The organism is Pseudoalteromonas maricaloris (genome assembly GCF_024746855.1).
In the GTDB taxonomy this organism is placed as follows: Bacteria; Pseudomonadota; Gammaproteobacteria; order Enterobacterales; family Alteromonadaceae; genus Pseudoalteromonas; species Pseudoalteromonas maricaloris.
Genome location: NZ_CP024625.1, coordinates 668666 through 682563, shown reverse-complemented (window position 1 = coordinate 682563; position 13898 = coordinate 668666). Strand labels below are relative to the sequence as shown.

The 13898-nt window shown below is 41.7% G+C and carries 12 protein-coding genes; all 12 read right to left on the bottom strand.

What is annotated here, in order from left to right:
- Positions 1 to 91 precede the first annotated feature (91 nt).
- Positions 92 to 2323, bottom strand: a complete 2232-nt coding sequence (locus CTT31_RS02735; protein WP_260491924.1) for a polysaccharide biosynthesis tyrosine autokinase — start codon at positions 2321 to 2323, stop codon at positions 92 to 94.
- Between the two features lie 14 nt (positions 2324 to 2337).
- Positions 2338 to 2772: a low molecular weight protein-tyrosine-phosphatase gene (locus tag CTT31_RS02730; protein WP_260491923.1), complete on the bottom strand. Its 435-nt coding sequence runs from the start codon at positions 2770 to 2772 to the stop codon at positions 2338 to 2340.
- 11 nt (positions 2773 to 2783) lie between these two features.
- On the bottom strand, positions 2784 to 3899 hold the full coding sequence (locus CTT31_RS02725) for a polysaccharide export protein (protein WP_039494238.1): 1116 nt from the start codon (positions 3897 to 3899) through the stop codon (positions 2784 to 2786).
- 1418 nt (positions 3900 to 5317) lie between these two features.
- The gene (rfaH, locus tag CTT31_RS02720; protein ID WP_017217117.1) at positions 5318 to 5797 is read right to left on the bottom strand and encodes a transcription/translation regulatory transformer protein RfaH; all 480 of its coding nucleotides are present in this window, start codon (positions 5795 to 5797) and stop codon (positions 5318 to 5320) included.
- A gap of 75 nt (positions 5798 to 5872) precedes the next feature.
- A complete protein-coding gene (locus CTT31_RS02715) occupies positions 5873 to 7039 on the bottom strand; it encodes a nucleotide sugar dehydrogenase (protein ID WP_017217118.1) in 1167 nt (388 codons plus the stop codon).
- A 52-nt stretch (positions 7040 to 7091) separates the two neighbouring features.
- Entirely contained in the window at positions 7092 to 8243 is a 1152-nt protein-coding gene (locus CTT31_RS02710) for a hypothetical protein (protein ID WP_260491922.1), read from the bottom strand.
- A gap of 2 nt (positions 8244 to 8245) precedes the next feature.
- The gene (locus CTT31_RS02705) at positions 8246 to 9175 is read right to left on the bottom strand and encodes a glycosyltransferase family 2 protein (RefSeq protein ID WP_088531606.1); all 930 of its coding nucleotides are present in this window, start codon (positions 9173 to 9175) and stop codon (positions 8246 to 8248) included.
- Positions 9176 to 9199: 24 nt separating this feature from the next.
- Positions 9200 to 10282 carry a DegT/DnrJ/EryC1/StrS family aminotransferase gene (locus CTT31_RS02700; protein ID WP_260491921.1) on the bottom strand — a complete coding sequence of 361 codons (1083 nt, stop codon included), beginning with the start codon at positions 10280 to 10282 and terminating at the stop codon, positions 9200 to 9202.
- Between the two features lie 12 nt (positions 10283 to 10294).
- Positions 10295 to 10873: an acyltransferase gene (locus tag CTT31_RS02695; protein WP_211859186.1), complete on the bottom strand. Its 579-nt coding sequence runs from the start codon at positions 10871 to 10873 to the stop codon at positions 10295 to 10297.
- Complete coding sequence (locus CTT31_RS02690; RefSeq protein ID WP_017217123.1) at positions 10873 to 11820, bottom strand: Gfo/Idh/MocA family oxidoreductase; 948 nt, start codon at positions 11818 to 11820, stop codon at positions 10873 to 10875. The genes CTT31_RS02695 and CTT31_RS02690 overlap by 1 nt, the downstream gene beginning before the upstream one ends.
- Positions 11821 to 11836: 16 nt before the next feature.
- Positions 11837 to 13117 (bottom strand): Vi polysaccharide biosynthesis UDP-N-acetylglucosamine C-6 dehydrogenase TviB, encoded by a 1281-nt coding sequence (gene tviB / locus CTT31_RS02685; RefSeq protein WP_039494231.1) that lies wholly within the window; start codon positions 13115 to 13117, stop codon positions 11837 to 11839.
- Positions 13118 to 13124: 7 nt separating this feature from the next.
- Positions 13125 to 13898 carry a WecB/TagA/CpsF family glycosyltransferase gene (locus CTT31_RS02680; protein WP_211859185.1) on the bottom strand — a complete coding sequence of 258 codons (774 nt, stop codon included), beginning with the start codon at positions 13896 to 13898 and terminating at the stop codon, positions 13125 to 13127.

The window sequence follows — 13898 nt, the reverse complement described above, 5'->3', positions numbered from 1 at the left end:
CATTTATAAGTTTTAAGCTGTAAGCTGCAAGTTCCGGGCTTCGAGCTTCGGGCTTCGGGCTTCGGGCTTCGAGTCTGCAGCCTATAATAATTTATTTATCGCTCTTATATTCGTAGTTGTAGTAGCCGTAATATCCATAGGCATTCATTGACTTACGAACTACGCCATTAAACACAACGCCTTTTACATCAATACCATTTTGTTCAAAACGATTACGCGTTATCTCTAGCTCTTTTACGTGGTTTTGGCCAAACCTCGTCACCAACAGCGTAGTACCGGCGTGTGCGCTAACTATTGCAGGGTCTGTTACTGCTAAAATAGGCGGTGTATCAATAATCACCAAGTCGTATACGCTACTCACTTCTTCTACTAGTTTGGTAAAATTTTGGTGCATTAAAAGCTCTGACGGATTTGGTGGTATCTGACCACGAGTCATCACATCAAGACCTACAAGTTGCGTATTCTTGATAGTTTCACTCAGGTTTAAACGTCCAGATAGGTAATCGCTCAAACCATTATCCCATTTCATACCAAACTGAGTTTGCAGGTAGCCCTTGCGCATATCACCGTCGATCACCAGCACTTTTTTGCCGCTTTGAGCAAGCACTGTCGCTAAGTTTACTGTGATAAATGACTTTCCAACACCAGGGCTTGGGCCAGAAATAGCGATTACATTATTTTTAGCTTCTAGCATAGCAAAGTGAAGACTCGTACGTAGGCTACGTAATGCTTCTACAGAGAGATCCGCAGGGTTATCGATGGCTAAAATTGATTTTGCTTTTGCAGTCTTCCCTTGTCGAGCCTTGGCAAAACCAGTTAGCTTAACTTGGTACTCAGAGAAAGGTACGCTCGCATAAACAGGCAAGCCTAATGCTTCTATTTCAGCAGGGTCCTCTATCCCTTTGTGCATCGCTTTTTGGACCAAAACAATGGCAACAGCAAGCATACCACCTAGTAAAGTTGCAACAACCACTATTAGAGCTTTTTGCGGCTTCACAGGTTCTGTTGTATTTACCTCTGCATAGTCAACAATACGAACATTACCTACCGTACCGGCTCGAACAATATCCAGCTCTTGAGTTTTGCCTAGCAGCAGAGTGTAGATTTCATTATTTACTTCAACATCACGCTTTAAGCGTAGCAACTCTCGCTGAGTCTCAGGTAGCCCTTGCACCTCTCCAGTTAATTCATTTCTTTGTTGCTTGACCGTATCGATTTGCTCAACAACCCCACGGTAAGAGGGGTGTTCACGTTTAAATTTACGGCCAAGCTCTAAGCGCTTTAATTCTAACTCTTGTAGTTTTGTTTCTAGCGCTACGATTTGCTCTAAAACACCTTGTGTTTCTAGGCTAATATCAATGGACTCTTGACGAATTTGATAATCGTTAAAAGCCTTTTCAGCACGTTCCAAATTACGTTTAACTTCAGGGAGTTGAACTTCCAAGAACTCCAAGGATTGCTGTGCCTCAGCACTGTTTCGCTCTACGTTGCGACGAACATAAATACTTGCAACTTTATCTAGCACTTTTTCTGCATATTCAGGGCTTTTATCTTGCAGCGCGAGGTTAATGATCCCCGAATCCTTACCTTTTTCAGATGCAGAAATTTCTTTCTGCAGATCCAGTATCGTTTGCAGGCGATTACGCTTTACGATACTAAACTCAGTTTCGGGTCGTGCAACCAAAGTTTTGATAACTAGCTCAAACTCACCTGACTTTACTTCTTGTCCCACTTTACCAGAAAGCACTACTTCTCCATCTTCATCGTAGAGCGAGAAGCCTTCTTGAGATTGTGCTTTAAGAGTAAACTCCAATTCCTCGGCACTTTTAGGGACTCGGAATCGGTGAATTTCGACTTTTTCTCCACCCCAAGCGTAAGACTCAGCCCCTAAACTTGGTTCAGCAACTTCACCTTCACTTAGCGCTACAAAGTTACGAAAAGCTCGGTTACCAAATAAAGGGAACTGTTTAGGCTCTACAACTACATCTAATTGTAGTGTGTCAACTGCTTCACCTACTACGCTTCTTGATTTAAGTAGCTCAATCTCAGTCACTGCTTCGGATGTGCTCTCAAACATGCTTGCCATGTCATCAAAACCAGGGACGGAACCTCCCTTTTCTTCGACTTGTACCATAGCTGTAGCTTGGTAAATTGGCGTACTAAATATTGCGTATGCAACACCTAAGAGCATAAACAAAGCGGTAACGCTCGTTATAAACCACTTGGCATCTAGTAGCGCACCAAATAATGCGATTAGATCTATTTCTTGTTCGTCGTCTTTTTGTGTTTTTTGCGGAGAAATTAGATTTGGCTGAGCATTCATATACTCTTAATTCCTTATAAATACTGTTGCCAAGCGCTGCAGGCGCTATCGATAAGCTCATACACGTGTTCAAACGCTTCTTTAGATTGGCGGTAAGGATCGGGGATTTCTTTATCGCCAACCCATTTACCGAGTAAAAAGGTTTTACCGCGAGCTTGAGGGTAACGGCTGCATAAGTCGTCAAGATGCCTATGCTCCATTACTAAAATGAGACTGTTTTGCGCAACAAGCGTACCACTGAGCTGGCGCCCTTGATGCTCACTCATGTCGATACCTTGCGCCTTAGTAAGCTCTTGTGCCATTGAATCAGCAGATTTACCTTCTAACGCGGTCAAGCCCGCCGACGACACTTGAATATTCTTACCCGCCAATTTGCTTTTTAATACATATTCTGCGGTTGGGCTGCGGCAAATATTGCCAGCGCAAACCATTAATACACTATCAAACATGAGCAATCACACTATTGATTTTCAATATCTTGAATTGCATCCACGGTTGATAGCGAAGGCAATAGTAAGCTGATAACTTTGTTCCAGCGAGCAAGTGGTGCGCTGGTAACGTACACAATATCTTGAGGCTGCAGTTCAAACTGCTCTGCAAGTACCAACGAGGCAACATTTTTTGCGTGTAGTTGATATACATCTGCAAGCACGCCGTCTTTTTGTAGGTCGCGTTTACGCAGTACAAAAACACCATTAGCATCAGCTGTGCGCTCATTAAAGCCACCTACATCCGTAAGTGCTTCGGCTAAACTCAAGCCATAGCGGTTTACGTCTACTTTACCTGCTTTAATTACGTCGCCTAACACATACACGTTACGTTTGTCATTGCGGCTGATATGAATAATATCGCCATGTTGCAACAAACGGTTTTGTGAAATATCACCTTCAGCATAGAAATCATCGAGTTGAATAACCTCTGTTTTCTCACCGCGAGTAAATGTTACGGTTTCCCAATCAGCACTTTCAGTCAGGCCGCCAGCTTGGTTGATCGCATCAATTAGCGTGACTGGCGTTTCCGTGATTGGGTATACACCCGGTTTTGTTACTTCGCCGGTTACGTATGTTTTTTGACTTCTAAAACCAACCACTTTGACATCGATTTGGGGTTCTTCAATAACTCGACTTAGCCTTTTGACTAGCTCATCACGCAACTCATTAATGGTTCTCCCAGCTGCTGGAACTTTCGGCGCATAAGCGAAGTTAACAGTTCCATCAGATTGAACACGAAAGCCATCGAACTCGGCTGTTCTTTGTACCGCAGCCGGGATTGTAAGTTCAGGGTGATCCCAAACGCCAATTGTAATGACATCCCCAACGCCTAAACGATATTCATAGTTTGAGACATCGATACCTGCAAGTGACGAACGGTCAATTTTTTTGGCTTGTTTGATTTTGTGCTCTTGAACTAACTGAGAGTCGATGATGTGAATATTTACTTTTTCTAAGTCGCGTTCTAGATTTGCTGTTTGTTCACCTGAGCCGATCCCTTCAAAATGGCCACCAGGAACAAGTGTACAGCCGCTCATTGTCATTAGAACGGCTGAAGCAATGATAGTTTTACAGCGTAGCGCCATTGTTTCTTCCCAAAAGTATTGTAATCTTTTCTTTTCATTACTTTTATTGCCCTTTATTAAACAGTAGAGGAACAATAAAAATTTCGTGGGCTAATTAAAGCATGCACGATTGTTAATCGCAAGTGAGTACTAGGTTTTGCGCAAGATCTCACTCTATATTCTATGTTTTTACCTAGAGATGTGGTTAAAAGCCTTTATCAAGTTTGAATTCATTTTTTAGATTGTTGTTTTTGTTGTTTCTTAATTTGCAATTTAATCCTTGGTCCTTGGTGGTGGCGTCTGAGTTTGAACCATTTTTTCGCGACATAAAGTCGCTGCTACGGCATTCAGGCACGCTTCCGGCCTCAGGTTGTAGCTCCTCAATGCTGGTTTTAGTTATAGTAAAAGATCGCGAGGTGAACTCGCTCCTACCATATTGACCCAAGGTGTTTATGTCTTCGCGGCGTAAAGTCGCTGCTACGGCATTCAGGCACGCTTCCGCCCTTAGGTTGTAGCCCCTAAATGCTGGTTTTAGTTATAGTGAAAGATCGCGAGGTGAACTCGCTCCTACCACATTGACCTAAGGTGTTTATGTCTTTGCGGGGTAAAACCGCTGCTGAACCATTTTGTCGCGACATAAAGTCGCTGCTACGGCATTTAAGCACGCTTCCGCCCTTAGGTTGTAGCTCCTAAATGCAGGTTTTAGTTTACGTAAAAGATCGCGAGGTAAACTCGCTCCTACCATATTGAGCCAGATGCTTATGTCTTCGCGACATAAAGTCGCTGCTACGGCACTCAGGCACGCTACCGCCCTTAGGTTGCAGCTCCTAAATGCTGGTTTCGGTTGACGTGAAAGATCGCGAGGTAAACTCGCTCCTACCATATTGGCCCAAGGTGTTTATGTCTTTGCGGCGTAAAACCATTCCGTCGCGACATAAAGTCGCTGCTACGGCATTTAAGCATGCTTCCGGCCTTAGGTTGAGCTCCTAAATGCTGGTTTCGGTTTAAGTAAAAGATCGCGAGGTGAACTCGCTCCTACCACATTGACCTGAGGCATTTATGTTTTCGCGCCATAAAGCCGCGTCTGAACCATTTTGTCGCGACATAAAGTCGCTGCTACGGCATTTAAGCACGCTTCCGCCCTTAGGTTGCAGCTCCTAAATGCTGGTTTAATTTAAATATAAAGATCGCGAGGTGAACTCGCTCCTACCACATTGACCCAAGGTGCTTATGTCTTCGCGGCATAAAGCCGCGCCAGAACCATTCTGTCGCGACATAAAGTCGCTGCTACAAACTGGTTTGAGTTTTTAAGTTACAGCTACAAAATTACAAACGTTCCGCTATGAAAATGTAATCTTTCTAACAACGTGAAGAAGTTTACAGTCAAACCAGAGTACACCCTTTTTATAACAATTAAATAAGAATAAAGGATGAAGTTTTCATTGTACCTTTTTTATTGTACAGTTATCAACAACGATTTGTGCGTAATGGTTAAGCAGTTTAATTAATAAAATGCTACGAAGCTCTCCATCAGGTTGTTGATATATGGCGTGAATATCTTTGTAACAGCCGTCTGTTAACTGAACCAAATCGCCTTCTTGAAGGTCGAGCTCGTCCGCGATTTCATTTTTATTCATTAGTTGAGCGACGAGTTCATCTGGTACCATTTGCAGATCGGTACCATAACGAATAAAGTCAGAAACACCGCGAGTGTTTTTTACAGCAGAAAAGTGTGAAGAATGTGGATCTAGCTTAACAAATAAATATCGTGGAAACAGCGGTTGCTCCACAGCTCTTGAGCCAGAGGTTTTTCTTTTTACGAAAGTAGGGAAGCAAGACTCTATGCCTTGATTTTGAAGATTTGACTGTGCTCTGTGTTCTTGTTTTGGTTTACAGTAGAGCAAATACCAGCATTCCATGCGTTGCGTTCCCTAAAAAAATAAGCCTAACGAATTAGGCCTACTATTATACGTATATTCTCAATTAGGTCTAGCCTAGTCACTGCCAAAAAGGTCTCTTGTGTAGACTTTTTCGGTAACGTCTTGTAACTCTTCGACCATACGATTAGAGATGATTACATCACAGCTACGTTTGAATACATCTAGGTTATTTTCTACTCTCGAGTTAAAGAAAGTTGCCTCTTTCAGTACTGGCTCATAAACCACTACCTCGACTCCCTTCGCTTTTATTCTTTTCATCACACCTTGAATAGAAGAAGCTCTAAAGTTGTCTGATCCCGCTTTCATAATTAATCGGTAGATCCCCACCACCTTAGGTTTTTTTTGCAAAATTGACTCAGCAATAAAGTCTTTTCTTGTTGTGTTTGCATCAACAATTGCTTGGATTATATTATTAGGTACGTCTTTATAGTTGGCTAAAAGCTGCTTCGTGTCTTTTGGTAAACAATAGCCACCGTAGCCAAATGAGGGATTGTTATAATGGCTACCGATTCGGGGGTCTAAACACACCCCCTCAATTATCTGCTTAGCGTTTAAACCATGAGATTCAGCATAGCTGTCTAACTCATTAAAGTAGGCTACACGCATCGCCAAATAAGTATTCGAGAACAACTTGATCGCTTCGGCTTCTGTTGACCCACTAAAAAGCACATCTATATCCGCTTTTAATGCCCCCTGTTGAAAAAGGTTAGCTATAACTTGTGCATATTCTGATTTAGCACCAATTATGATCCGTGATGGATATAAATTATCGTGGAGCGCTTTACCTTCTCTTAAGAATTCAGGAGAAAATATAATGCTCTCATAGCTAAACTGCTCCCTAGCTTTACGAGTGAAACCCACAGGAACTGTAGACTTTATTACGATCTTCGCCTGAGAATTGATAGACAGCAATTCACCGATTACATTTTCTACACTACTTGTATTAAAAAAGTTTGTCTTAGGATCATAATCAGTTGGTGTAGCAATTATAACAAGTTCAGCGTTACCAAAAGCACTCTTTGCACATGTTGTGGCTACTAATTCGAGCTTTTTCAAAAGCAGATACTCTGAAATCTCAGGGTCATGGAAAGGCGAAATCTTATCATTCACCAAGCGCACCTTGGACTCGTTTATATCTAGCAATGTAACTTGATTATGCTGCGCGAGAAGAATTGCGTTGGAAAGCCCAACATAACCTGCACCAACAACTGTTATCTTCATAGTTTTAGCCTCTTTTCAACTCTCAGCTTACTATAAGTAAAGAAGATGACAGTTAAGTGGACGCATTTAGCTCTCTAGCTGACTTAGCACTTGAAGAACCATAATATTTCAACCGCTCAGGATATAACGCTGTCATAACGATAATCAGTCCAACAATCGCATATACACTATTCATCGAGCTGACTGATGCTCCATTTAAAAATAAAATACTAATACAGACAAGTCTTGCTCGTGGTGAAACATCGCTCAATTTGAGTAGCTGATTCACTGCCAAAAAGATAAATAACAATCCTAAAAAGCCATGGTCAAATATCGCTCTAGTTAGGTAAGTGTGCAATATAACCGAGTAACACACTCCTGGCTTGCCTGCACTAAATAGTGATTGGTAATACTGAAGCCTTGTGCACACACTTTCGGGCATTGCTGTAAGTGTTTGCGAACCAATCAAATATTCCTGCCATCCCCAACCTGAAATCGCTTTCAAAAAGCCTTGGAAAAAAACCACCCTATCGATTGCTTCAATATCACCGCCCGACAAACGACTAATAAAGGTTGCAGCGACACCAGCTGCGATTATAGCAACAATAAGCAACTTAATGATGGTCTTCCAACCAAAGTCTTTAATATAGAAAATGGTGAACATTGCAAGAAAGCAGATCACACCAGAACGAGAACCGGAAAGAAAAGTAACCACACCTAATGCCATCCAGTCGAATAATGACAAAGAGCGATTAAAGCCCCATATTGCACACCCTAATAGCAGTACAAACATGATTTCATAGTTATTTTCGGTAAAAATACCTGGCCGACCTTCTTGCCCAAGGCCAATCCATATAACGTATTTGATGAAAAATAGTACTAAAAGAATATGCCAAAAACGTCGCAGTAGCTTTTCTTCGAATAACACTTTAGAGGAAAAAAATGACAATAAAGCGAGATAAAAAAAAGTTTTATAGGCAATAAAGTAATCAACAGGATGGATACCGCGAACCTTAGCTAAGGCTAACGTAATAATTAAATAAAGCAGGCTACAACTGAACACAAGCCATGCGCTTGGGCACATGCGCTTTGCAACAAACAAAAAAGTACATAAAACCAGCAATTCGAAAATAGCATTAGTTGGCAGCACATGGTATTGACCAATAATACCAATACTCATGATTGCTAATGTTAGAAAGAAAAACAGAAACTGCTTTCTAACCATGCTTATCTCCGATGCTTTAAAGCCATATAGCTACGAGCGATCCAGCTCTTTGGCATTATTAGTAAGAAAAAAGCAGCTACGCGATACCTATCCCATTGCAATAAAGGATGGGTTAGCAGAAGCTTTAATGCTTTCATGCGATTGCCAATGAGTAAATTACTTTTTACACTGCTCATCACGGTAAGATGTTGTAGGTATTTTACACTTCCAATAAGCTCAGTAGGCACAATACCATCATCCAGCAAACGCTGAAATTCAAAAATATGTGGAGATGGCTGTTCAAAATCCGACGGCGACTGCCCAACACTAGAAGCCGTTAAATCATACATCACAGACACTGACTTATCGTAAGCAATTGGCCACTGACAAGCAACGCTACCCCATACGGCCTGATCTTCACCTAGGCTTAATCCTTCTTTAAACCCACCGACTTTTAGCAAGCTCTCTTTTGCAATGCAAACAGATGACGAGGTTATTGGTAAATCAGCATTACAACACGCTAAAAAATAATCTTGCAGCAACCCTCTATTTTCTAGCAAATGTTGGTTTTTGGCCGCTCGCTTCCCTTCCACTGTATTGAACTCATAGCCAGTACAAAAAATACGTGCATCGGGAAAAGTTTGATAAAGGGATTGAATATTAGACAAAAAGTCATCATGCCAAACATCATCAGCATCCAAGAATGCGACAAACTCAGCGTTAGCAGCACGAACACCAACATTTCTTGCAGCAGAAACGCCTTTGTTAGCCTGTTGTAATAATCTCACCTTACTACTGTTTATTTTTTCAACTACACTCGCTCCAGCATCAGTGGAGCCATCGTCTACGACGATGATCTCACTCGCTGGATGTTTTTGAGATAGTACAGAATGAACAGCTCGTTCAATATATTCGGCTTTATTAAAAAGCGGAATAACTACAGAAATATTCATTCTTTTAAGCACTCACAAGCAAAATTATTCGGCACTGTCGGCGCATAAATATCCATGCATAGGCAGACTCAGTACTGACTTAGCCAGTTTTTCAGCAATCGGAAAATCACCTTCCTTATGACCTAAATGCTCAAAAGCACTTTGCTGATGCATACAGGTGCCATAGTAAATCATGGTCGGAATACCTTGTTCTTTATATGATTGCATTACCTGTTCACGATTATCTACTTGGATAGTGTATTGCGCCCATGAGCTTAAATATCCCTCAGGCACAAAAGGCGTAACAAACTGCGACTGTAGATCATTGGTATAGTTCTTGGCGGCGCGGTTACGATTCTCCAACTCGGTAGGAAAAGCAGCAAGCTTCTCCAATAAAATAGCAGCTTGAATTGTATCTAATCGGCTATTCATGCCGATGCGAACATTATCGTACTTGTCTTTACCTTTACCATGAACTCGTAGTGATTGTAATAATGCAGCATATTCATCGTTATCGGTAAATAGCGCCCCACCATCACCATAGCATCCTAATGGCTTAGCTGGGAAAAAGCTGGTTGTAGCTATGTCGGCAAAAGAGCCTGCACGTTTACCATCAATCTCACCACCAAACCCTTGCGCTGCGTCTTCAATAATCTTTAGTTGATATTTATCCGCAATTTTTTTAATCGCTGGATAATCAGCAGGTAAGCCGAATAAATCCACAGCCATAATCACTTTAGGTGTCAATTCACCAGCGTCTATTACCTGCTTAATTCGGTTTTCAAGATCGATTGGACAAATATTGAATGTTTTTTCATCAGAATCGACAAATACGGGAGTCGCTCCTGCAAAAGCGATAGTCTCAGCGGAAGCGAAAAATGTAAAAGTTGGACAAAAGACGGCGTCTCCAGCTTTCACATCTAATGCCATCAGAGCTAAAGACAGCGCGTCAGTACCGTTAGCACAAGTGATAGTATGCTTTACACCTACATAATCAGACAATGCGGCTTCAAGCTCTTGTACTTCAGGCCCCATAATATACTGACCATGTTCTAATACCGCTGCGATCCGTGTATCTATTTTTGTTTTTAAATGCTGATACTGTGCAGCTAAGTCGATAAATTGCATTACATCATTCCATTAAAATTGATGACTAAGTTGGTTTCCGTTTAGTACATACTGCTCGCCAGTATGCGGACAAACACAACGACCTTCACCTTCAAGGGGCAAGTCTAGTTGCTCGCCATATTTACTGATCCAACCGATTTGCTTCGCTGGTACTCCGACCATAAGCGCAAAAGGAGGAACGTCTTTATTAACCACAGCGCCGGCACCAATCAATGCATACGAGCCGATTGTAACGCCACACACGATTGTGCAATTTGCACCAAGCGTTGCGCCTTGCTGGACGCGAGTATCTCGGTATTCAGTTTTGCGCTCTATAAACGCTCTCGGATTATAGACGTTAGTGAACACCATGCTCGGACCACAAAATACATCGTCTTCCAGATAAACGTTGTCATACACTGACACGTTGTTCTGGATTTTAACGTTATTACCAATCTCTACTTTATTACCGACAAAAACATTTTGCCCGAGCGAACAGCCAGCACCAATTTTGGCTCCGCCACAAACATGTGCAAAATGCCAAACTCGAGAGCCTTCACCTATCTGAGCGCCATCATCCACAATCGCGCTTTCATGTTTTTGGTAGGCCATTAGAGCTTACCTTGTAAAAACGGATGAACATCCGCTTGTGATTCGATATGCACTTTACCTTGACGGATTGCATTTACGGTTTCGATACAGTGACGTGCGTCTTCTAAGCCATAGCCTCTGCCAGCTAAAATTTCTTGATAAGAAACAGTATGGAGATCGGTAAAGCCGCCCGAAAACTCTAACTCTTCGCCATCACAAGTGATTGAGCGATAAGTCGGTTGCTTACCTTTAACGACCTCTGGTAAATCTTCAGCATCAATAGACAAAAACCATTTTACTCTGGCATTTTCATACTCTAAATAACCAGCCGCTTTGTCATTGTTCATAAAATGCAATTCGTTGCGCTGTAAGTCACCAAAAATAAAGTGCAGCATGTCAAAAAAGTGAACACCGATATTCGTCGCCACGCCAAAAGATTTTCTAGGGTCGCCTTTCCAGCTTTGCATGTACCACTTACCACGAGAAGTAATGTATGTTAACTCCACTTCATGCTTGTCGGTATTTGACGAACTTGCGACTTTATCTTTCAGATCTAAGATAGCTTGGTGATGTCTTAGCTGTAATATGTTGAATACTCTCTTGCCGGTTTCTTGCTCAACCTGAATTAGGTCATCAAGTTCAGCGAGCGTCGGTACTAAAGGCTTTTCGCATATCACATCACAGCCCAAACGCAGACCAGCGGTAATGTGCGAGTGGTGTAGATAGTTAGGTGAGCAAACAGAAACATAGTCAAGCTTAGTCGCTTCATCGCGCTTCAATCGATGTGCATGGTCATAGAAGCACTCAAACTCTGTGAAAAACTCACTTTGCGGTGAAATACTATCGATGATACCCACAGAATCATTGATGTCATAGGCAACCGACAGCAGATTACCAGTTTCTTTAATGGCTTTCATATGACGAGGTGCGATATAGCCCGCCGCACCAATTAATGCGAAATTCTTCATCTTTTCCATTGCTCTGTTATAGCCTTATGTCTGCATCTTGTGGGTTTAATACATGTTTAACATCGTATAAAACATGATCTTCTTTACCGAATGCTCTGATCTTTTCCACGCCCCACTCTTTAAACTCAGAGTGATCGACCGCGAGGATAATACCATCGTATTGACCGTGCTGTATCTGATTGACAAGTTGTATACCGTATTCTTTTTCTACTTCTTCTGCACTCGCCCACCCATCGTAGACATCAACTGACATATTGAAATCTTGAAGTTCGCGCACTACGTCAATGATTTTAGTGTTTCTCACGTCAGGACAGTCACCTTTAAAGGTAAACCCAAGTACGAGTACTTTTGCTTCATCTATATGAATTTTACGGCTTGAAAGCTTCTTAACTAGCTGTGTCGCAACGTATTCGCCCATACCATCATTGATACGACGTCCGGCAAGTATGACCTCTGGACGATAACCAACTTCTTCAGCTTTAAAAGTCAGATAATAAGGGTCAACACTGATACAGTGACCGCCGACCAGTCCAGGCTTAAATTTCAAAAAGTTCCATTTTGTGCCTGCTGCATTTAGTACTTCTTCCGTATCAATATTCAAGCGATTGAATATTTTTGCAAACTCGTTAATCACAGCAATGTTTAAGTCACGCTGGGTGTTCTCTATCACTTTCGCGGCTTCTGCAACCTTAATTGAAGATGCTTTATGCGTACCAACGGTAATAATTGAGCGGTACATCTCGTCGATAAAGTCGGCGACCTCAGGGGTCGAACCTGAAGTGATCTTAGTAATCTTTGTTAAAGTATTAACTTTGTCACCTGGATTAATCCGCTCTGGTGAATATCCAGCAAAGAAGTCTTGATTAAACTTAAGGCCCGAATTCTTCTCAATAATAGGAATACAGACTTCTTCTGTTGCGCCTGGATATACTGTGCTTTCGAAAATGACGATGTCGTTACTGCTGATATGACGAGCCACCAATTCCGACGCTTTACGAAGAGGATTAAGATCCGGTGCATGTGTATCGTCAATTGGTGTAGGCACAGTAACGATAAAAATGTTACATGAGGTTAAGTCATTTTCGTCACAGGAGTAAGAAAGCTTAGCCGCTTCAGTTAGCTGTGTCTTATTCACTTCTAACGTTGCATCAAACCCGTCACGCAATTGCTCAATTCGACGTTTATTGATGTCAAACCCAACAACGTCAAAATATTTACCAAATTCAGCTGCTAACGGCAGACCTACATAACCAAGGCCAATAATGCCTATTTTTTTTGTTGGTGAAGGAGAAAACATACTTTTCCTATTTCTCGCGAGGGTTGGCTTCTTCGATTGACTGAGTGCGTTTATTTTTCATTTGTGCGCGCAGATAGCTAACAACAAACTTTGGGTATTCTCTTACAAGCCTTTGACGAACATGCTTGTGTAATACCGCTCTTTGCAACCAACGTAATCCAAGTTTTTTTACTAATGGGTGATAATAGTCAGCTTTAATTGCTGACTGCTCAATAAATCCGCCACAAGTGAACAGTAACGCAGGAGTATCTAAAGCATTTTTTAATTCAACAATAAATTCATCTTGCTTTGGAGTCCCCATGCCACAAACAATAATTTCTGGCTGCTGCTGATTAAGCTCAGCGATGACTTGTGACTTAAGTGCCGCATCATTTACATAACCATGATGCTTATAAACGACATTGAGGTCTGGAAACATGCTGACGTAATTTTTGACGGCGACATCAACTAAGGTCGGTTTTGCGCCAATAAAGGCGATGCGTTTTCCTGTTTGATTGGCAAAGCGTAAAACATCGACTGCTATCGAAGAAAAATCGAAGCTTAATCGCTGAATTTTATTTTGGTTAAAAGTGTTATGTAATTTTGTATGCAACGAACCATCTGAAAAAATAACGTCCAGTCCCGATAATAGACGAGCATTTTTACTCAACAGTGAGTATGAAAATGGATTTACAAAAGTCACAGCGATACTACGCGGCAGCCCTTTTGTACTCTCATCTAGTAATTTATCAAAGACTGTTTTAGAGGACAGTTTGTTATCTAACACTTTTGAATGAATCAA